The organism is Streptosporangium amethystogenes, from assembly GCF_000721075.1.
Classification (GTDB): domain Bacteria; phylum Actinomycetota; class Actinomycetes; order Streptosporangiales; family Streptosporangiaceae; genus Streptosporangium; species Streptosporangium amethystogenes.
Window position 1 is genome coordinate 121470 of record NZ_JOEQ01000022.1, and the last position, 19762, is coordinate 141231.

The 19762-nt window shown below is 68.8% G+C and carries 22 protein-coding genes and 1 pseudogene; 11 read left to right on the forward strand and 12 right to left on the reverse strand.

Annotated elements, in window-relative coordinates:
- Window positions 1–28: 28 nt before the first annotated feature.
- Window positions 29–1012: a helix-turn-helix domain-containing protein gene (locus IG98_RS0127815; RefSeq protein WP_030918407.1), complete on the forward strand. Its 984-nt coding sequence runs from the start codon at window positions 29–31 to the stop codon at window positions 1010–1012.
- A gap of 80 nt (window positions 1013–1092) precedes the next feature.
- Here the strand turns inward: IG98_RS0127815 and IG98_RS0127820 are convergent, their stop codons facing one another.
- A complete protein-coding gene (locus tag IG98_RS0127820; RefSeq protein ID WP_030918411.1) occupies window positions 1093–1713 on the reverse strand; it encodes a DinB family protein in 621 nt (206 codons plus the stop codon).
- 32 nt (window positions 1714–1745) lie between these two features.
- The gene (locus IG98_RS0127825) at window positions 1746–2099 is read right to left on the reverse strand and encodes a VOC family protein (RefSeq protein WP_030918415.1); all 354 of its coding nucleotides are present in this window, start codon (window positions 2097–2099) and stop codon (window positions 1746–1748) included.
- A gap of 74 nt (window positions 2100–2173) precedes the next feature.
- Between IG98_RS0127825 and IG98_RS0127830 the strand changes: the two genes are divergently transcribed.
- Window positions 2174–3223, forward strand: coding sequence for a sigma-70 family RNA polymerase sigma factor (locus IG98_RS0127830; protein WP_030918418.1), 1050 nt, complete (start codon window positions 2174–2176; stop codon window positions 3221–3223).
- Here the strand turns inward: IG98_RS0127830 and IG98_RS0127835 are convergent.
- The gene (locus IG98_RS0127835; protein WP_030918421.1) at window positions 3204–3692 is read right to left on the reverse strand and encodes a GNAT family N-acetyltransferase; all 489 of its coding nucleotides are present in this window, start codon (window positions 3690–3692) and stop codon (window positions 3204–3206) included. The genes IG98_RS0127830 and IG98_RS0127835 overlap by 20 nt on opposite strands.
- A gap of 177 nt (window positions 3693–3869) precedes the next feature.
- Here IG98_RS0127835 and IG98_RS0127840 point away from each other — a divergent pair, with 177 nt between their 5' ends.
- Both IG98_RS0127840 and IG98_RS47400 read left to right on the forward strand, forming a co-directional pair.
- Window positions 3870–4415: an RNA polymerase sigma factor gene (locus IG98_RS0127840; protein WP_030918423.1), complete on the forward strand. Its 546-nt coding sequence runs from the start codon at window positions 3870–3872 to the stop codon at window positions 4413–4415.
- A 71-nt stretch (window positions 4416–4486) separates the two neighbouring features.
- Window positions 4487–5092, forward strand: a complete 606-nt coding sequence (locus tag IG98_RS47400) for a hypothetical protein (protein WP_157594553.1) — start codon at window positions 4487–4489, stop codon at window positions 5090–5092.
- Window positions 5093–5220: 128 nt separating this feature from the next.
- Here the strand turns inward: IG98_RS47400 and IG98_RS0127850 are convergent, their stop codons facing one another.
- The gene (locus IG98_RS0127850) at window positions 5221–6369 is read right to left on the reverse strand and encodes an epoxide hydrolase family protein (RefSeq protein ID WP_030918429.1); all 1149 of its coding nucleotides are present in this window, start codon (window positions 6367–6369) and stop codon (window positions 5221–5223) included.
- A 62-nt stretch (window positions 6370–6431) separates the two neighbouring features.
- Here IG98_RS0127850 and IG98_RS0127855 point away from each other — a divergent pair, with 62 nt between their 5' ends.
- From IG98_RS0127855 to IG98_RS49125, 4 genes and pseudogenes are all read left to right on the forward strand, one after another.
- A complete protein-coding gene (locus tag IG98_RS0127855; RefSeq protein WP_037971454.1) occupies window positions 6432–7391 on the forward strand; it encodes a helix-turn-helix transcriptional regulator in 960 nt (319 codons plus the stop codon).
- A 315-nt stretch (window positions 7392–7706) separates the two neighbouring features.
- Window positions 7707–8705, forward strand: coding sequence for a hypothetical protein (locus tag IG98_RS0127860; RefSeq protein ID WP_157594554.1), 999 nt, complete (start codon window positions 7707–7709; stop codon window positions 8703–8705).
- 9 nt (window positions 8706–8714) lie between these two features.
- A complete protein-coding gene (locus IG98_RS0127865) occupies window positions 8715–9404 on the forward strand; it encodes a hypothetical protein (RefSeq protein ID WP_030918437.1) in 690 nt (229 codons plus the stop codon).
- A 113-nt stretch (window positions 9405–9517) separates the two neighbouring features.
- Window positions 9518–9679 (forward strand): annotated as a pseudogene (locus IG98_RS49125) (mycothiol transferase); the annotation flags it as partial.
- A 92-nt stretch (window positions 9680–9771) separates the two neighbouring features.
- Here the strand turns inward: IG98_RS49125 and IG98_RS47405 are convergent.
- The 6 genes from IG98_RS47405 to IG98_RS0127905 form a co-directional block, all read right to left on the reverse strand.
- Entirely contained in the window at window positions 9772–11466 is a 1695-nt protein-coding gene (locus IG98_RS47405; protein WP_051753041.1) for a serine/threonine-protein kinase, read from the reverse strand.
- Between the two features lie 263 nt (window positions 11467–11729).
- Window positions 11730–11930 (reverse strand): hypothetical protein, encoded by a 201-nt coding sequence (locus IG98_RS52655; protein ID WP_211264117.1) that lies wholly within the window; start codon window positions 11928–11930, stop codon window positions 11730–11732.
- A gap of 388 nt (window positions 11931–12318) precedes the next feature.
- On the reverse strand, window positions 12319–13014 hold the full coding sequence (locus IG98_RS0127890; RefSeq protein ID WP_030918446.1) for a dihydrofolate reductase family protein: 696 nt from the start codon (window positions 13012–13014) through the stop codon (window positions 12319–12321).
- A 109-nt stretch (window positions 13015–13123) separates the two neighbouring features.
- The gene (locus tag IG98_RS0127895; protein WP_051753042.1) at window positions 13124–14389 is read right to left on the reverse strand and encodes an RNA polymerase sigma factor; all 1266 of its coding nucleotides are present in this window, start codon (window positions 14387–14389) and stop codon (window positions 13124–13126) included.
- Window positions 14376–14741, reverse strand: a complete 366-nt coding sequence (locus tag IG98_RS0127900; protein ID WP_030918451.1) for a YciI family protein — start codon at window positions 14739–14741, stop codon at window positions 14376–14378. Before IG98_RS0127900 ends, IG98_RS0127895 begins: the two co-directional genes overlap by 14 nt.
- Window positions 14742–14909: 168 nt before the next feature.
- Window positions 14910–15956, reverse strand: a complete 1047-nt coding sequence (locus tag IG98_RS0127905; RefSeq protein ID WP_030918453.1) for a hypothetical protein — start codon at window positions 15954–15956, stop codon at window positions 14910–14912.
- A 278-nt stretch (window positions 15957–16234) separates the two neighbouring features.
- Here IG98_RS0127905 and IG98_RS53565 point away from each other — a divergent pair, with 278 nt between their 5' ends.
- Both IG98_RS53565 and IG98_RS0127920 read left to right on the forward strand, forming a co-directional pair.
- Window positions 16235–16534, forward strand: a complete 300-nt coding sequence (locus IG98_RS53565; RefSeq protein WP_030918456.1) for a WD40 repeat domain-containing protein — start codon at window positions 16235–16237, stop codon at window positions 16532–16534.
- A 604-nt stretch (window positions 16535–17138) separates the two neighbouring features.
- On the forward strand, window positions 17139–17627 hold the full coding sequence (locus tag IG98_RS0127920; RefSeq protein WP_030918462.1) for an SRPBCC domain-containing protein: 489 nt from the start codon (window positions 17139–17141) through the stop codon (window positions 17625–17627).
- Between the two features lie 100 nt (window positions 17628–17727).
- On the opposite strand, the gene IG98_RS0127925 is transcribed toward IG98_RS0127920, so the two are convergent.
- On the reverse strand, window positions 17728–18387 hold the full coding sequence (locus tag IG98_RS0127925; protein ID WP_030918465.1) for a class I SAM-dependent methyltransferase: 660 nt from the start codon (window positions 18385–18387) through the stop codon (window positions 17728–17730).
- Window positions 18388–18437: 50 nt separating this feature from the next.
- Window positions 18438–18578 (reverse strand): hypothetical protein, encoded by a 141-nt coding sequence (locus IG98_RS50895; RefSeq protein ID WP_211264118.1) that lies wholly within the window; start codon window positions 18576–18578, stop codon window positions 18438–18440.
- Window positions 18579–19253: 675 nt separating this feature from the next.
- Here IG98_RS50895 and IG98_RS0127945 point away from each other — a divergent pair.
- Window positions 19254–19762 (forward strand): sugar nucleotide-binding protein (locus IG98_RS0127945; protein WP_030918466.1); only part of this gene is annotated, 509 nt, incomplete at its 3' end.

Consider the following 19762-nt stretch of genomic DNA (forward strand, 5'->3'; position numbering starts at 1 on the left):
CACGCTTCGGCACCTTTGGGAGCGACCTGTGCTGGACACGCTCGGCGTCGGCGAGTTCGACGAGCAGGTGTACCGCGCACTCCTCAACCGGCCCGACCAGAGGCTCTCCGAGATCGCCACGCTGCTCGACACCACTCCCGGCCGGGTCAGGAACGCCGCCGTCCGGCTCACCGAGCTCGGCCTGGTCCGCAGGATCAAGCCCGGCGAGTACCTGCCGGTCGGCCCGGACACGGCCCTGACCGCGCTGCTCCACCAGCGCCGGATGGAGGCCGAGTCGGCGTTCAGCAGGGTGCGGACGGTCGTGGACGACTTCGCGCGGCTCTACCACACCGGTCGGCTGCAGACCGATCTCGCCTCCCTGGTGGAGGTGCTGTCCGGCCGGGAGATGGTCGACCGGAAGGTGGACGAGCTGACCAAGTCGATCCGCACCCACATGTGGGTGCTGGACAAGCCGCCCTACCTGCAGTGGGCGAAGGCCCGGCCGGAGACCAACGAGAAGGAACTGGAGGACACCCTGGCGATGATCGACCGGGGGGTCGAGATCCGCACGGTGTACTGCCCGGAGGCCATGGAACGACCCGGCAGGTTCGAGACCGTGGCCAAACTGGCCACCCTCGGCGAGCAGGCCCGGATGCTGCCCGACCTGCCGTTCAAACTACGGATCATGGACCGGAAGGTCGCGCTCGTACCGCTGGTCGGCGAGATCTACGACACCCTCGCCGTGGTGCACCCGTCCGGCCTGCTCGACGCGCTCATCAAACTCTTCGAGCTCTACTGGGAGCGGGCCGAACCGATCGTCGGCGCGCACCCGCCACCCGGCGACGGTCCCGGCGAGGAGGACCTGCTCCTGCTGCACATGCTCAGGGCCGGGCTGAAGGACCAGGCGATCGCCCGGCAACTCGGGGTCAGCGCCCGGACCGCCACCCGGCGGATCGCGGGCCTGATGACCACCCTCGGCGCCGCCAACCGCTTCCAGGCCGGCGTCGAGGCGGCGGCCCGTGGCTGGCTCTGACCATCCGGCTGCGGATCCTGCCCCCAGAGGGCGGACTCCGGCGTCGGCGTAATCGCAGGCCGCGCGACAGTACAGCGGGTTCAGCTCTGGCCGGCCTCCTGGGCCACCCGCTCCAGCCGGTCGCGGTACTCCTCCCACCACGACCGGTCGCCCGGTGCCAGGTTGTCGTTGTCCTCCCGCACCCCGGCGGCCCCGTCGATGAGCTCCCGGACGATGTCGGCGTGCCCGGCATGCCGCTGGATCTCGGCGATCAGGTGGGCCAGGACCCGGTGCAGCGTCGGCTTGTTCTGCCCTTCGGCCCACCACGGCACGTGGCCGGTCTCGTCCAGTCCCAGCGCCTCGATGGTGGCGTCCGCGTGCTCCCACGCCCGCCGGTACAGCCCGACGATGTACTCGCGGGACTCCTCGGCGGTGGCCCACATGTCGGCGTTGGGGACCTCGGCGGCGGGGTCCATGTCCTCCAGGCGACCGGTGGGGCCGAACCAGGGCACCTTCTCCTCGAAGTGCCGCCCGAACACGTATCCCAGATAGAGCAACTCGACGCCGATCAGGTGTTTGACCAGCCCCAGCAGGTTGGTGCCGGTCGGCGTCATCGGGCGGCGGACGTCGTACTCCGAGAGCCCGTCGAGCTTCCACAGCAGCGCCTCACGCGCCCGCTGCAGATACCGATGCATATCGGCTTTCAGTTCTTTTTCGGTCATGTCAGCCCATTTTCTTTGATCGGGGACGAATGTCAGGGGCTCAGTAGGCCGACGGCGTTGCCGTCGGGATCGGTGAACACGGCTATCCGCCCCATCCCGGGCACGCTCTGCGGCTCCAGCCTCCGGCTGCCACCGAGCTTCTCCGCCCGCTCAAGGGCGGTGTCCACGTCGTCGACCGGGAAGTAGACGACGATCCCGGTGTAGGGACTGTCCGGACCGGCCTGGCCGATCCCGCCCGCCGGCCGGCCGCCCTCCCCGCCCACCAGCGCGTAGGTCTCGTCCAGCACGTTCATCGACCAGCCGAACATCTCCCGGTAGAAGTGTCGCGCTCGCGGTGCGTCGGGGGTGGAGATGTCGAACCAGCCGGGCACGGGATGGTGGGTCATGGGAATCCTCCTGGTGGGTGCGGCGGTACTGCCGTCGAAAAGGAGACCGCCACCGTGCGGCAGAATCATCGCCTGTGAGCGAAGTTTCTTCCGCACGGACCGAGGACCCCGACCTGGCGCGGGCACGCGACGGCGACGACGCGGCCTTCACCCGCCTCGTGGAGCCACTCCGCCGGGAGCTGCACGCCCACTGCTACCGCATGCTCGGCTCCACCCATGACGCCGACGACGCCCTGCAGGACGCCCTGCTGCGGGCGTGGCGAGGGCTCGCGCGCTTCGAGGGCCGTAGCTCGCTGCGCTCGTGGCTTTACACCGTGGCCACCCACACCTGCCTGGACACCGTCGAACGCCGCGGCAGGCGGGCGATGCCCGTCGACCTCGGCCCGTCCAGCGACCACGCCATGGTCGGCGAGGCCCCGCTCGCCGACGTCGCCTGGCTGGGCCCCTACCCCGACGCGGGCCTCGCCGAAGGGCCGGCCGCCCCGGACGCACGCTACGAGCAGCGCGAAGCCGTCGAGCTGGCCTTCGTCGCCGCCCTGCAGCACCTGCCGGGCAACCAGCGGGCGGCGCTGCTGCTCTTCGAGGTCCTCGGCTTCTCCGCCGCCGAGATCGCCACCACGATGGACACCAGCGTCGCATCGGTGAACAGTGCCCTGCAGCGAGCCCGCCGGATCGTCGCGGAGAAGGTCCCCTCCCGCAGCCAGCAGCGGACACTGCGGAAGGTCGGCGACGCGCGCCTGCGAGAGATCGTCGCCGGGTACTCCTCCGCGTTGGAAAGCGGCGACGCCGACGCCCTGGTCGCGCTGCTGACCGAGGACGTCACCTGGTCGATGCCGCCGCTGGCGCACTGGTACCACGGCCTGGCGGCCGTCACCGACTTCGCCGTACGGGTCCCGCTGACCGACTGTCCTGGCTGGCGGAACCTCCCGACCAGCGCGAACGGCCAGCCCACGGTGGCCTCCTACGTCTGGCACGACGAGTTCGGCGGGTACCTCGCCTGGGCGCTCAACGTGCTGACCCTGCGCGGCGACCGGATCTGTGAGATCACCTCGTTCATCGGCCCCGACCACTTCGTACCCTTCGGACTGCCCGCCTCGCTGCCCCTCAAAGAGCGCGATACATGACGTGCAACCCGACATAGCCCTTCGTCGGGTGCAGAAAACCCTCCGGCACCGTGCCCAGCACCTCGAAGCCGAGCGACTCGTACAGTTTCACCGCGTGCGCGTTGGTCTCCACGACCGCGTTGAACTGCATCGCGCGAAAGCCGGCCGCCCGTGCCCACTCCAGCGTGTACGCGCAGAGCGCCCGGCCCACGCCCTGCCCGGAACGCGCTGGATCGACCATGTAGCTGGCGCTCGCGACATGCGAGCCGTTGCCCGACTGGTTGTTGTTCATCTTCGCCGTGCCCAGGACCTCCCCCGCGTCGTCGACGGCGACGACCGTACGGTTCGGCGGCGGCAACAGCCACCAGTCGCGCCCGGTGTCCCGCCCGAGGTCGGTCGGGTAGGTGAAGGTCTCACCGGCGGTGACGATCTCATGAAAGAACGGCCAGATGGCGGGCCAGTCCTCAGCGGTGGCTTCCCTGATCAGCATCCGCACATGGTGCCGGTTGGGACGCGAAGCCCGCCAACCCTTTTCGCCCGCACCTCGGGCCGGGAGCGACGGTTTCCGCTGGCCGACCACCGTCGTCAGCCGGGTCTGCCCGGAAACGCTTCGCGTCGCTCGGTCCAAGTAGAGGTGTAAGGGCGAACGACGAAGGGAGCGAGGCCAGTGCGCCTCAGTGAGGATCCCGAGGCCTTCGAGGCCTTCTACCGCCGCCACGTCGACGCTGTCATGCGGTTCGTCGTACGCCGGGTGAGCGACCCTCATCTGGCCGCCGACCTGACCGCTGACACCTTCCTGGCGGCCCTGGACTCGGCGAACACCTACCGGCCCGGCCGGGGCAGTGAGATCGCGTGGCTGTACGGCGTGGCACGCAACGTCGTATCGGCCCACCATCGCAGGGCGGCGCGCGAGGTGCGGGCGACCGGCCGCGTCGCGGGCAGACGAATGATGGACGACAACGATCTCACCCGGATGGAGGAGCGGATCGACGCCGAGCGCCGGATGCGGCGCGCGCTGGAGGCGATGGCGGGCCTGCCCGAGGGCGAGCGGGCCGTGCTGGAGCTCGTGGCGATCGACCAGCTCACCGTCACGGAAGCCGCCACGGCCCTGGGCATCGGCAAGGTCACCGCACGAGTCCGGTTACATCGGGCCAGACGCGCCCTGGAAAACGTCGCTTCGCCGTCGGCTGTGTACGTGAAGGGAGAGGCGTGAGCGGCAACTTCGAAGAGCGCCTGCTCAGTGCACTCAAGGCAGAGATCACTACAAGGATGGAGGAAGAGGACATGGCTGTTCGGACACCGGTGCGACGCGGCCCGGACCGTCGCTTCCTGAGCCTGTCCGCCGCGGTGGCGGGGGCCGCGGCGGCCGCCACGGTGGCGCTCACCCTGTTCGTCGGAGCCGGCACGCCGGCCTATGCGGTGGACAAGGGCGCGGACGGATCGGTCGAGGTGCGGATCAACGAGTTCCGCGACCCCGGCGAGCTGCAGGCCGAGCTCGCCGGCGCGGGTGTCAGGGCGGTGGTCGACTACCTCCCCGCGGGCCAGACCTGCCGGCCCTCCCGGGGCGAGCCGGCGGGCGCGGGCGGGCAGATGCAGGTCGGCATCGGCAAGGAGGGCAAGGGAATCGCGTTCAAGATCGAAAAGGGGCAGGTCGGTGCGGACCAGACGCTGGTCCTGGCGATCACCGTCGACCAGGCCGGAGCGGACAGGCCACCCATGGCGACCTCGCTGCAGGTGGTCAAGGGGACGGTCGCGCCCTGCGAGGCGACCCCCCTGCCCCTCCCCACCGACTCGTCCACCGGCGAGAACAAGGGCGAGGAGGGACCCGGTCACCACACTGAGAGCGGCGGCAAGGACGGCGGTCCCAGCCTGAACACCAGCACCGGCTGACGCCGTTGGACCAGGCCCGGCGGCCTCCCCGAGCAGCGGGGCCGCCGGGCCGACGCCATGCGCCGGGCGGACTCCTCCCCCTGCGCGCCGCATCTGGAACCCCACCGGGCCCGCGCCAGGACGGCCGGCTATCGCGGTCGTACTGTCCGGAAGAACTGCCGGATGTCCGAGACCAGCAGGTCCGGGGCCTGGAGTGAGGCGAAGTGGCCGCCGCGGGAGTGCCGCGACCAGTGAGTGATCGTGTTCGACAACTCCGCCAGCCCGCGGATCGCCCGGTCTCCGGGGAAGTTCGCCACACCCGTCGGGACCGGTGCGGGCTCGGGACGTGGGCCCCACGACTCCGGTCCGGCCTCACGGTAGAGCCGAGCTGCTGATCCCGCGGTCGCGGTCAGCCAGAAGATCGTGACGTCGGTCAGGATGACGTCGCGGTCGACGGGGGTCTGCTCGGTCCGGGCGGGGTCCCAGTCCACGAACCATTCCAGGTTCCACGCGAGCTGACCGGCCGGGGAGTCGTTGAGCGCGTACGCCAGGGTCTGCGGCCGGTTGGCCATCTGGGTGGCGTAGCCGGAGCGGCCGTACCACCACCGCTGGTTCTGCTCGGCCTGCTCCCGGTCCGCCGCGGAGAGCGTGTCCAGTTCGCTGGGATCGGCCGCTGTCGCGGCGTTGGCCGGCGCGTTGACATGGACGCCGATGACGTGCTCGGAGTCCACCCGGCCGATCGCCGGGGAGATGATGCTGCCCCAGTCGCCGCCCTGAGTGCCGTAACGCCGGTATCCCAGACGTCGCATCAGCTCGGCCCAGGCCCGCGCGGTGCGGTTGATCCCCCAGCCGGTCTCCCGCGTCGGCCCGGAGAACGCGAAGCCCGGCAGCGAGGGGACGACGAGGTGGAAGGCGTCCGCCGGGTCCCCGCCGTGTGACCGCGGATCGGTCAGCGGCCCGAGGATGTCCAGGAAGTCGTACACCGTGCTCGGCCACCCGTGAGTGATGATCAGCGGGGTGGCGTCCGGCTCGGGCGAGCGTACGTGCAGGAAATGGATGTTCTGCTCGTCGATCTCCGTGGTGAACTGCGGGACCTTGTTGAGGCGGGCCTCGTGCTCCCGCCAGTCGTAGCCGGTGCGCCAGTAGTCGACCAGTTCGACGAGGTGGTCCCTGTTCACCCCGTAGGACCAGCCGACGCCGGGCAGTTCGTCCGGCCAGCGGGTACGGGCCAGCCGGTCCCGCAGGTCGTCGAGGTCGGCCTGCGGGACATCGATGCGGAAGGGCGTTTCTGTGCTCATGCCGCCCACCCTCCGCCCTGTGTAGGACAGCTCCGTTCCTACACAGGAGCGATAGTGGAGGAATGTTGGAAACACCCGCCCGGCTGCTGCGGCTGCTGTCGTTGCTGCAGACGCACCGCGACTGGACCGGTACGGAACTCGCCGAGCGGCTGGGGGTCACCACCAGGACGGTGCGGCGCGATGTCGACAGGCTCCGCGAGCTGGGGTACTCGATCCACGCCTCGATGGGCCCGGTCGGCGGCTACCGGCTTGGCGCCGGTACTTCGCTGCCCCCGCTGCTGCTGGACGACGAGGAGGCGGTGGCGGTCACGGTCGGGCTGCACGGTGTGGCGGGGATCGAGGAGGCTTCGCTGCGCGCCCTGACCAAGGTCGAGCAGCTGCTGCCGTCCCGGTTGCGGCACCGGGTCACCGCGCTGAGAAGCGCGGTGGTCGCGATGCCGTCCAAGGGCGGGCCCACCGTGCGGGCGACGGTGCTCACCGCGATCTCGGCCGCGATCCGGGCCGCCGAGACGCTGCGTTTCGACTACGTCGGCCACCACGGGGCCGAGTCCCGCCGCGACGTCGAGCCACATCGCCTCGTCTGCTGGGGGCGGAGGTGGTACCTGGTCGGCTGGGACGTCGAACGGACGGACTGGCGCACCTTCCGGGTCGACCGGATGTCCCCGCGAACGCCCAACGGTCCCCGGTTCACCCATCGTGAACCACCCGACGGTGACGTGGCGGCCTACCTGTGCAGAACGATGGGCTTCGAGATGTGGCCGCTCCGCGCCCGGTTGCGGGTGCACGCCTCCGCGACGGACGTCGCCGGGCGCGTCAGCGGACTGGTGACCCCCGTCGACGACCACACCTGCCTGCTGGAGATGGCCTCGGACTCGTTCGACCTCATCGTGTTCACGGTGGGCATGCTCGACGTCGACTTCGAGGTCGAGTCACCCCCGGAACTCGCCCGGCACCTCCGCAAACTGTCCACCCGCCTCGCCAACGCGGCCACCGGAACCGGCCAGCGCTCCGTGACGAGGTGAGGGCTCCCCCGTCACCGGAATCGACCCGACGGCGATGTTCGGTGTCGGCCAGGTCAGTGGGGTGAGTCCAGCAGAAGGTCTCGGCGGGGCTCGCCGTCACGCGTACCCTTTCACCCTGCTGATGGCCGACATACTCGGAAGTATGTCGCTCACCGGTACGGCGAGGGCGATGACCGGCGTAATCCCGCGTTTGCGCGGGTGACGACAGCGGAGGGTTGCCGGGGCGAGGATCGTCGAGGCTTCGAGGACCTCCCCGCGGACGCCTATCCGCCATGACCGCGGGATCGTTCGAGGTTCCGGCGGCGGGAGTCCTGGGTGTCAGACCTGTTCGTCGCCGAGACCGGCCTGACATTCGAGTCATGGCAGACATCTGGTCAGAGCCACAACTCCCCGGCTGTAATACGGGCGACGCTTCCAGCGATGTCGTGGCAGGGACACACGAGAAACTCCATCCACAGGCCCCTCCGGCGAGAGCAGCACATGTCGAAATCAAAGAGGAAGAGTGCTGCTCGCCCGAATGTGCAACAGGTCCGCCAGGAGGCTCCACCCGACGACCCGCCACCGAAGAGCCTGGGCGCGAAACTGCTTTCCGGCCCTCGTTTCATCCTTGTCACCGTACTGACCGTGGCGATCGGCGCGGCCATTCCCAAGATAGTGGAGATATCCTCGGAGCGGCTTCTCCCTGAGATCCATGCCGTGGCCAAAGAGGATGACGACGTCATCGACGACTGGTCCCAGGCGACCGCGGACACCATCGACTTCGGAACGGCGCGACAACTGTCCAAGGGCGGTCAGATCTTCGGTGACCCCGCCATAAAGGCACGCCTGGTCAAGACCAACCTCCAGGGGGTGAAGCTGATCATAGAGGGATCTCGAACGGAAGCCGTCAGGATCATAGGCATGCGGGCCAGAGTCCTGAAGGTCACGCCGGTCGTCTCGGGGACACTGTTCCGGTACGGCCCCCAGGGAGGGGAAAAGAGTGTAAAGGTGGGCTTCGACCTGAAGTCACCGAATCCCATTGCCCGAGAAGTGCTGGAGCCCTCCTCGCCAGACATCAAACTCGGCTCCTATTACTTCGCCTCGCAGAGCGAACTACTCAAAAAGGGCGAGTCCAAGGTGTTTGAGATAACCACCGTCGCAGGACCCTATACGTATGAGTGGGATATCCAGATAGACCTGGCGGCACAGGGCAGAACGTGGTCGATATACCGCCCGGACAAACCTTTCCGGGTTTCCGGGGTGTCCCGGAAGTACGTTCACCAGTACGAGTTCGACCTGGGCCCCAACCGCTGGGATCGCGCCAAAGGTAAGTGAGGCGGGGATATGAAGATGAGCACCGGCCTCCGCGTGGCCGCAGTTGTTCTGTCGGGGCTGATCGCCTTTACCCTGTCGCAGTACCTGCTGCGCGAGACGACGCCGGAAATCGTGGAGAGCGGCCCGCGCGTCAACATACACTCGAAAGCCGAGCTGCTCCAACTGCTCCCCGGACTGGGAGACGTCGCTGGACTGTCCGGAACGTCGGCCGAAGATTGGATAGACGGTTTCGGCCGCGTGAACTTCTACGACTGCCTGCCGGCTCTGGACACCAACGCCGTCGATATCGCCCCACCGTACATCGAGGCGAAGTTCACCATGGAGAATAACGCCGTGGTGGTCGTCACATTTGGCCGTATCGCACCGTCCGACGTCCAGAAGGCTCAGGACTCGCTCCACAGGGCGAAAAATTCCTGCTCCGAAAGAGGCTCGCCCGTTAAAAATTCCGAAACCGAGGGCCTCTGGACGTTCACCCGGTACTCTCCCGCACCTTTGGGTAACGCTTCGCTCGCATACACGTACAGCTATAAACCAGACTCGGGGCTTGACAGCAGCGCGGGGAGAATAATATACGCGATCTCAAACGGCTGGGGTCTGACCGCGGCCACCGATGAGGCCTCCGGCGCGGCATTGAATTCGTTGCTGCCCCGGATACTGGCTCGCCTGGACGAGGCGGTCGACACGAAATTCTTGCGATGAGCCCACTCTTGGGGCACCCGATGACCGCTCCGGATTTCGCAGGCGGGAGAATTGTGGGCAATGACTGACAGCCGGGTTTCCGCTCCCTTTCTTGGCGATGAGCGCACAACGATCTCTCGGCCGAGATGCCGCCGGACGCCGCCGGAAAGCGGCGGCGCCATGGGCGGGACCGCTCCCACCGCTGGATCCTGGTCCACATGATCGAGGAGTACGCCCGGCACAACGGCCACGCCGACCTGCTGCGCGAGCGGATCGACGGCGTCACCGGCGAATAGCCCGATCCCCCGCCGTGCTCACGCGCAGGCTCCCGTCCGTCGGGAGGGCACGCTCATCATCCCGGCCGGCGAGAGATTGACCGGAACCAGGGCTACCAGAACACCCAGGGACTTTCGCCGCCCCCGCCGAAGGCGGAGGTGCCGGTCCTGCGCCAGCGTTGCCGGACGTTGAGTTTCGCACCCACGTGCTGAGCGGTGATGGTGAACGGGCCGCAGGTGGCGACCGCGCCGTCGCCGACCGGTGACAGACCGGTGCAGATCATGGGCGGGGACACGTTGCTGTCGGCGTCGGTGTTGTACAGCTGGACGTGTACGTCCGAGCGCACATCGGCGACGCCCCGGATACGGCCGAGGAGATGGAAGACGTCGCCGACCAGGGCGATGCAGGGGGACATCTGCGTGCCGGTGCCATCTCCGGTGGATATCCACGACCTGCACCGCCACTGGGGTTGCGGCTGTTCGGAAGCGGGGGCGTCCGCCGGTCCTTCGGTTTCCGGTGCGACCTCCGTCTTCGGTCGTGTCGGTTTCGGCGACGGTCTGGCGGTGACCTTGTCCTTCTTGGCGGGCTCAGCGGCGGTGATCGGCGAGGTGCCGGGCACCGTCTTGGGTTTGGGCTTGGGCTTGGGTGAAGGGGACTCTTCCGAGGAGGTGGCGTCTGTGTGCGGGGTCGGCGGTGTGTTCCGGACCGTCATGGGAGGAGCCAGGGCGGGCGCGGTCCCGGCACGCTCTGCTGACACGGTGAGACCGGTCTCGCCGGAGGAGTTCGCCACCAGGGCCACCGCGGCCGAGGCGGCCAGCGCGGTCGTGACCGCCGCCGCGCCGATCAGGCGCCCCCTGAGCCGCGATCGTGACTCGGGACGGGAACGAGGCGAGGTGGCGGCCATATCGGTGGGCACGTCGGGGGCCAGAGGTTCGCGGGTGATCGCGGGGTCGGCCGACCGGCTGATCGGGGGAAGCGCGGGCAAGCCGGCCAGGGCCGGCACCAGGGCGTGAGCGGTCGCGGCCACGTGATCGATGGAGGGCCGCTGCGCCGGATCTTTCGCGACACAGGTGATGATCATCGACCAGACGGCATCGGGCATCCCGGCCAGCCTGCGTGGGGCCGAGATCGCGTGCTGGCGCAACACGGCCATCGGATGGTCGCCGACGAAGGGCGGACGTCCGGCCAGCAGCTCGTACAGCACCAGACCTGTCGCGTAGACGTCCACGGCAGGGGTGGCAGGTTGCCCGTCGGCCACTTCGGGCGCCAGGTAGGAAGGAGTACCGAGGATCAGGCTGGTCTGGGTCAGACCGGGGCCGTGCGCGAGACGCGCCACGCCGAAGTCGGTCAGCCGTGCCTGTCCGGCGGCATCGATCAGGACGTTCTCCGGTTTGACGTCACGGTGAACCACGCCGTGGGCGTGGGCGTGCGTCAGCGCGTCGGCGATCTGACCGATCAGGCGTACGGCCTCGGCGGGAGGTAACGAGCCACGCTCACGCAGCAACGCCCGTAGATCCCTGCCGTCGACGAGATCCATCACCAGGGCGAGCTGGTCGCCCCCCATGACGAAGTCGCGCACCGCGACAATGTGGGAATGGCGCAGCGCGCGCAGCACATTGCGCTCCTGCACGAACCGCAGCACCACACCGTCGTCGGTGCTGAGATTCTTGTGGAGAACCTTCACCGCCACCGGCTCGCCGGTGGCCACCGAGCGGGCTCTCCACACCGTGCCCATTCCCCCGGTGCCGATCTCTCCCAGCAGCTCGTACCGGCCGACGAGTAGCTCCTCAAGACCGTCAGCCGTCACGTGTGCCCCCTTCGCCTCACCGGGCGAGCTATCAAATTAATGAATCCCTCAAAAATAGAAGAAATGACGATGTATTGCTGGGTTCCTTCGTAAGACCAGCTCATCGGGCCGATCGATCCACTCACGATGAACGGCAGCCCAGGTGATGGAGAAGCGCCTGCGAGAGGACGCACTCCGCCGAGTCAAGATCATAGAGTCCGATGGCGGGTAAATGAACACGGAGTTTTCGCTTCTTGACCGGTCAGTGGGTGGTCCGGTGCTCTTCAGGGAAGCCACTCCTGCAGTCCGGGAAGATGTCCGAGTTCCGACTCGATGCGCTGCCGGTCGTCGGTGCTGAGCTCCAGACCGCGCAGATCGGTGGCCCATGGATCGGTGGGCTCACCGAGGACCGTGGCCAGGTCGATGAGGTTGCACAGGGCGATGCCCCGCTCGACCACCGGGGCGTCCGCGCCGTGCCTGCGCACCGCGGACTTGAGCGCACGAAAAGCCTGCAGATCGTCGTTCTTGAACTCGCGCAGAATCCGGACGTTGTCCAGCGCCCTGGCCAGCCCCGTCAGCTCCTTCGAGCCGCCGTACTCCAGTTCGGCCGAAGCGCAGTCTCACTCACGTCATTCCGCCTTCCAGGTCGTCCGACGAGGCTTGCACCCTTCGGCGAAACTCGCACATGGATCGTTCCCGGCCGGTGTGCGCCAGTCCCGAAGCACACCTGGGACATCACGGAAGGCTCATCGCGCGGCCCAGACCGGTGGGGCGCCGGCCGGGTGACGACCGGCCGGCGGCTCGGATGGCCTCGACGGTCGCCCCGGCCTCCGCCCCCGTGGTTGGAGGCCTGGCGACTCTCATATCGGAGGGCTAGAGGACGTCCACCCCCCTGCCGCGGTCGTCGAGGACGAGGGCGGCCCGCCCGTTGACGCTGTAGCGGATGTGCGTGACCTCGGGGGTGTGGATCACCCTGGTGGGCGTGAGCTCGATCGCCTCCTTCTCGGCGAGGTCGAGGTCGGCGTCCAGCAGGCGCATCCCCGTGCCGAGCACGGCCGGCACGATGTGCAGTTCCAGCTCGTCCAGCAGGCCGGCCTTGAGCACCTGGCGCAGCAGACTCCCCCCTCCGGCGACGGCCACGTTCTTACCCCCCGCGGCGGCGCGCGCCTGCTCCACGGCACTGGCGACGCCGTCGGTCACGTAGGTGAAGCTCGTCCCGCCCTGACGCACCAGGGTCTCGCGAGGGCGGTGGGTCACCACGAACACCGGCGCGCGAAACGGCGGCTCGTCACCCCAGGGAACCTCACCGCCGTCCGCCATGTTCCGCCCCATGACATAGGCACCGGCGGCCTCGAACGACTCGGCGATGACGTCGGAGCTGACGTCCTGCTCACCGCCCGCGAAGCCCTGTCGTTCGCGCCAGGCCATGGCGGCGGTCGCCCATCGGGTGACCCGGAAGAAGCCCGCGGCCTCCGCCGACTCCAGCCAGTCCCTCGCCGCACCACTGTGTCGCGGGCCGGCGTAGTGGCCGTCGAGTGACACCGACATCTGTGCCGTCACCTTGGTCATATCGCTTCGCTCCTGTTCCTGCGGCCCCCGGTGGGGCCCGCTCAGGAGAGGATCGGAGCCGCGGACCGGATTTCTACCTGCCCGCCCAGATATTTTTCCGCGACTCGGTTCACCTCGCGCAACGGGCCGCCCGCTGCAGAAGAAACCGCTGCTCAGGGCGGCTACCGGCCAGCCGTGCCGCCTCCTGGTACGCCAGGGCCGCGGCGGCGGTCTCCCCGGCCTGGTCGAGCAGGTGGGCGCGGACGGCCAGCAGTCGATGGTGGCCGGCGAGCACCCCGGATTCCAGCTCGCGCAACAGCGCCAGTCCGGCGTGCGGTCCGCGCGCCATCGCCAGCGCGACCGCCCGGTTGAGGGTGGTGACGGGGTTGGGGTGCAGGCGCTCCAGGATCTCGTACAGCGCCAGGATCTGCCGCCAGTCGGTGGCCTCGGCCGATGGTGCCTCGTCGTGTACCGCCACGATGGCGGCCTGAACCTGATACGGACCGAGCGGGCGAGTCGCCAGCGTACGGGTGATGAGGTCGGTTCCCTCCGCGATGGCCTCGGCGTCCCAGCGGGACCGGTCCTGCTCGGCCAGCGGCACGAGCACACCGTCAGGGCCGGTACGCGCCGCGCCGCGCGCCTCGGTCAGCAGCATCAACGCCAGCAGGCCCGCCGTCTCACCGGATTCGGGCAGCCGCGCGTACAGCCGGCGCACCAGACGCAGGGCCTGTCCGGTGAGGTCGGGCCGACGCAGCTGTGCGCCGGCGCTGACGCTGTAGCCCTCGTTGAACATCAGGTACAGCACGTGCAGCACGACCTGCAGCCGAGGTCCGTGCTCGGGATCCGGCGGCAGCTCGAACCGCGCTCCGGCCTCCCGCAGGCGCTGCTTGGCCCGGGAGACGCGCTGTCCCATCGTCTTCTCGGGCACCAGGAAGGCCGCCGCTATCTCACCGGTGGTCAGTCCGGCGACCGCCCGCAGCGTGAGCGCCAGCTGCGACGGGGCGGTCAACGCCGGGTGGCAGCACAGGAACAGCAGTTCCAGCAGGTCGTCACGGACCTCCTCGGCGTCCGGCGGTGGTGCGACCAGCGCGTCGCGCGGCAGAGCGTCGAGAGCGGCCCGCTCCCGGCGCTCCCGGGCGCTGTCGGCCCGAACCCGGTCGATGTACCGGTTCACCGCGACCTTTTTGAGCCAGCCCAGCGGGTGGTCCGGGACACCGCCATCCGGCCAGGTGTCCGCCGCGGCGATCAGCGCCTCCTGCACCGCGTCCTCGCATCGGCCGAAGTCCCCGTACCGGCGCACCAGCGAACCGAGCACCTGGGACGCCAGCGACCTCAGCAGTTCCTCGACCGACTCGACCGACTCGACCGGCTCGACCGGCTCGTCAGACTTCGGCACTCGCCCAGCCACGTCCCATCAGCGGCCATACCTCCAGGCCACCGCCACTCGGCAGCGCCGGATAGGCCCGTGCGATCTCCAGCGCCCGCCGCTCATCCTCGACCTCGACCACGAAGTAGGAGCCGACGAACTCCTTCGCCTCGACGTACGGGCCGTCGGTGACGACCGCGTCACCGGCCACCCACTGAACCGACCGCGGCCGGGGCATCAGCCCCTCGGACTCAAGCAGCTCTCCCGACTCGCGCAACGCGTTGTTGAACCCGTCGACCTCGGTGATCAGGTTCGCCATCTCCTCCGGCGCCAGCGCGTTCCAGATCTCCTCGTTGCCGTAGATCAGCATCAGATACTTCATCGCGCCGTCCTTCTCCTCGCTGTCGGGCCACGTCCCCCTGAATTCTGCCCGAGGTACGGAGGCGGCTGCCGCTCAGCATGACGACAACACCGACCGGGACCGTCCCCTCACGTCGAGCAGGACCGGGTGAGACGGGACAGCTTTTTCGCGGTGGCTGGAAATGATGCCTCATTCAGGTATGCCCGCGGCGCGAGGACGCCCGGCATGGCGGACGGCCCCGGCGAAGAAGACCAGGATCGCCCCCGCGAGGTAGAGGAGCCCGGCCGCCGCCGCCAGCCACGGGACCATGTCCGAGTACCACCCCACCTGCTCCTCCCGTGTCCGCAGGCCGGTTCTCGGCGCCAGCAGGCCGAAGAGAAGATAGAGCACCGTGTACGGCCCGAGCCCCAGCACCACGACGGCCCGCGCTCCCGCGCTCCCGGCCCGCCACCACGCCAGGACCGCCACGGCCAGCGTGACCACACCGGCCACGGCGTAGCTCCACACGTACCACTGCAGACTGCTCACCACTGTCTCCAGGGAGGTGTCCACGCCGTGGCCGGGCCGGTAGCCGGCCGCCAGCTCCCGCCGAAGGGGCGGCAGCAGAACGAGGGCGATCGCCGCGATCACCAGCTTGCACCCGGACGCCGCCGCCAGCAGGCACACGACGGCACGTCCCGCACCCGCTCTCCGCCATCCCCGCACCACCGCCCCGCCATCCCGTACGTCAACGACGGCGTCCGGTGTCCCAGCCGCGCGGTCTTCGTCTCCCCGGAGGTTCGGTGCGGCGAGAAAGAGCAGGGCCGCTCCCGCGAGGTAGAGGAGCCCGGCCGCGCCCGCCAGCGACAGAACCACGTTCTGATACCAGCCCACGTACCAGTAGTCGTCCACGGACGCCACCAGCAGGCCGAAGAGAAGGTAGAACACCGTGTACGGCACGAGAACCAGCGCCGCGACGGCCTGCACCCCCGCGGTCCCACCTCGCCGCCACGCCAGGGCCGCCACGGCCAGCGTGACCACACCGGCCGCGAGGTAGCCCCACACGTACCACGGGAGAACGCCCTCCACCATCCTCTCCAGGTAGTGGCTCACCCCGTCGTCGCCCTCCTGCTGGGCCGTCAGCTCCCGCCGCAGGAGGATCAGGAGAACGAGGCCGACCGCCGCGATCACCAGCTCACACCCGGACGCCGCCAGCAGGCACCTGACCGCACGCCGCGTCTTCCATCCCCTCTTCACAGAGCGAGCATGGAAGAGCTCTCTTGGAAGCCGCTTGCGGATCGCTGCCTCGGCCGCCCGCGGGAGGAGTTCGCGAAGAACTCCTCCCGCGGGTGGCCGAGTTCACCGTCGAGAAGCGTGCCGTTGCCGCCATGGGGTCCGATCCTGCCCGGAGGCCCACCCGACGCGGCCACGCTCCGAAGCTGTTCGCCTCCGGCGGGTTGCTCGGCCCGGGCGGGCAGAAGGTGATGCAGGCACCTTCAAGTCAACCTCAAGCGTGATCTTCTATACCTAAGGGGGTGAATACGACCCCTTCGGGGCAGCGCCGGTCACTATCCCGCCGCACCCTGCTCCTGGGCGGGCTCGGCATCCTGGCCATCGGCGCACCGACCACGGTCGCCTGCACCACCGTCATACCGATCCCCTCCGATCCCATACCGATCACCCCCGACCCCACACCGAGCGCCACTGACCTCGCACCGAGCGCCACCCTCACCGGCCACACCAGCTGGATCTCCTCGGTGGCCTTCAGCCCGGACGGTAAACTCCTCGCCACCGGCAGCCTCGACAACAACGTGAAGTTGTGGCCGACCCGCTGACCCGGTAGCTCATCACCGCTTCAGCCCTGCCGCCAAAGTCCCGGGGTCGAGGAACGCGGGGACAGCCATTAGCGGTGAGATGGATCATGGCGCGGATGGTCACCACGACCTGCGGAAACACTAAGGATCGTGTTATCGCGCCGGACTGTCCCGCCATGTTCGGGCCGAAAAGCCGACTCGACACCGTTGGTCGTGCACCGCCCTGGACCCGCTCGAACAGCCCGTACCGCTAATGCCTGTCCCGTTGTTCCTCGACCCCGGAAACGGCCGGACCGCCCCATGGCGAGTGGCCACCTCGCCGGCCGAATCGTCGGGCGCCGGCTCCTCCACTCGCTCGGCCGCAGCCCGCACCAGCTCGTGCGGCGCGACCTGCTCCACCGCCCGCCGTGCCGCGGCCACCTCCAGCGTCCCGGCCTGCGTGCCCGCATCGTCACCGGCCCGCTCCAGCACGCCCATGACCGCCCGCGGCCGTCCTGCACACCTACCACGCTGTGCGCCCCGCAGGTCCGGATCACCGCTCATTATCGAGAGCGGTGCTCTTGACTCGAACACACCAATGCGAGAGCATTGCTCTCATAGAAGAACATCGCTCTGAAGGAGAGTCATGAAGGTTCTCTACGCCGGCCCGTCGATCGAGCGCCTGCACGAGGAGTACGCCAAGAAGGGGCGGCTCGACGAGGACGCACCCGTCAAGTCCTCGGCCTCGATCGTCATCGACGCCCCCGCCGAAAAGGTGTGGAAGCTGCTCGCCGACATGAACGACTGGCCGAAGTGGCGCTCGGACGCGTACGTCGTCGAGCTCGGCGAGATGAAGCCGGACGCGACCTTCCGCTGGAACATCCGGGGATCGGCGATCAGGTCGACCTTCGCCGTGGTGGAGCCGGAGCGGGAACTCACCTGGACCGGTGTCGCGATGGGCTACGTCAAGGCCATCGACCGGATGCGGCTGGAGGCGACCGAGAACGGGCGGACGCGCGTGACCATCGAGGAGTCCATGTCCGGCCCCCTGCTGACGCTCTTCTACAGCAGCGCCAAGCTCCGCCAGGGCCACGATGACCTGCTCCGCATGCTGAAGACGGCGGCCGAAGGCTAGCCCCGCATTCCGCACATAACCCCGATCGACCTGGGGCGACTACCCGCCGTACTGAATCAGGTATAGCCGCTGACCTGCGACGACGCGGCACGCGACGGCCTCACCCGCCGGTGACCGGCGCCGACGCGGCCGGGTAGGCCGTTCCCCGGATGAAGAAGGACACCGGCGTGCGCACCGCGGGCAGCAAGAAGCGCTCCAGGGCGGTGATGGTGAACCCGGCCTGCTGGATCGCCAGCGCGCTGTCACGGCCGGTGTGACAGCCACCGGCCAGGTGCGGCCAGACGGTGGCGTCCAGCAGATCCTGCACTCGCCTCAGCGCGGCCGAGTCGGCGCGCACGTGCTCCAGGAACCGCAGTTGCCCACCCGGACCCAGCACCCGGCGCATCTGGCTCAGCGCCGCGTGCGGATCGGGCAGCGAACACAGCACCAGCGAGGCCACTGCGGCGTCGAAAGTGCCATCGGCGGCCGGCAGGTGCTCGGCCAGGCCGTCGCGAACCTCGATCAGGACCGGCGCCCGCGCGGCCGCGGCACGGGCCAGGCGACGCAGCCGCGGCTCCGGCTCGATCGCGAGCACGCGCGTGACGGTGGACGGGTAGTGGGCGAAATTCAGCCCGTTTCCGGCGCCCACCTCGATCACCTGCCCAGACAGGCCCTCCAGCAGCGCCTGGCGGTGTCCGGCCAGCCCCCGCTCCTCCACAACCCGGCTGATGCGGGCATAGAAGCGGGCGAAGACCGGATGGTTGACACCCGTAGCAGCCATGATGTCCTTCTTCCCGCTCATCACCGCCTCACCGGGGGAAGGCGTCGTGTTTAGTGGATCCCGGAGAGTTTGTCGGGATTGGTGACCGAGTAGATGCCGGCGACCCGGTCGCCGCCGGGCGTGAGATCCACGACGACCACGGCGAGCGGGCTGTCACCGAAGAAGACGAGCGCGCACGGGTCGCGGGCCATACGCCGGTAACGGATGTCCGGCGTCCCGCCAGCCCCGTTTTCCGCACGTGACTGATCTTCAGCGGAGATCTGACGCCACTGGCCGACCGGTCGCCGCTCAAGGGCCGAATAGGCTCGGGCGCGTCACTGTACGCCGAGCACATCAGGGAGCCCCATAAGTGGTGGTCATCGCTCCGGAGACGTCGTTCGACGAGGCCGAGATAACGGCGTGGCGTCGATACTCCACTGCCAGCCCGTCGACACCGTCGATCAGCAGCCCGGGACGGGGCCTCTCGTCGACCGCTTCACCGGCGGCGCCTTCGCCGATGCCGAACTCCCCGCATGAGCGGTAAGGCGGTCGGCGAATCAGCGTCTGCCGTGCCGTGGTCGGCTCGCCCGGCGCTTTAAAGTCCGGTGGACGCGCTGCTCGTGGAGGCCGTACGGCCTGAAAGTCCCTTGATGACTCTCGCCGCCCAGAGTGCTACGCCGATGTAGAGAACCTGCTCGGGGATGCGCTGCCACAGCGACGTCGCCGTCTCTCCCGCGAAGGACACCCCGGCCAGTGCGGCGTGGATGTTGGCCGGAATCTGCCTGGCCCTGCTGTTCGGTCACGTTCGCGCGGACGCGCCGTAGGAACGGAGTGCCGATGAGTATGTCGGCTGCTTCAGGGCGACTGATCAATTATGGTGACCGGCCATGAGGTTCCTCATCGTCGGTGGCAGTGGTTTTCTCGGCAGCGAACTCGTCCGGCAGTGTTCGGTGGCCGAGCATGAGGTGGCCGCGACCTACCTGACCCGATCGGGAGAGACCGCAGGTGTCGAGTGGTCGCCGCTCGACGTACGCCGACGAGAGGACGTCCATGCGCTGATCGACGTGTTTCGGCCAGAGGTGGTCATCAACGCGGCGTACCGGCAGACAGACTGGGCGACCACGGCGACTGGAGCCGTGAACGTGGCTCTCGCTGTCGCCGCGGCAGGTGGGCGCCTGGTCCATGTGTCCAGCGACACGGTCTTCTCCGGTGCCGCGATTCGCTACGACGAGACGTGCGTTCCCGACCCGATCACCCCGTACGGTGCGGCCAAGGCCGCCGCCGAGACAGCGGTGAGCGCGATCGTGCCGACTGCGGTGACAGCCCGGACGTCCCTGATCATTGGCGACGGTGACTCCCCGCACGAGGCGCTGGTGCGTTCACTGGCCACCGGCAG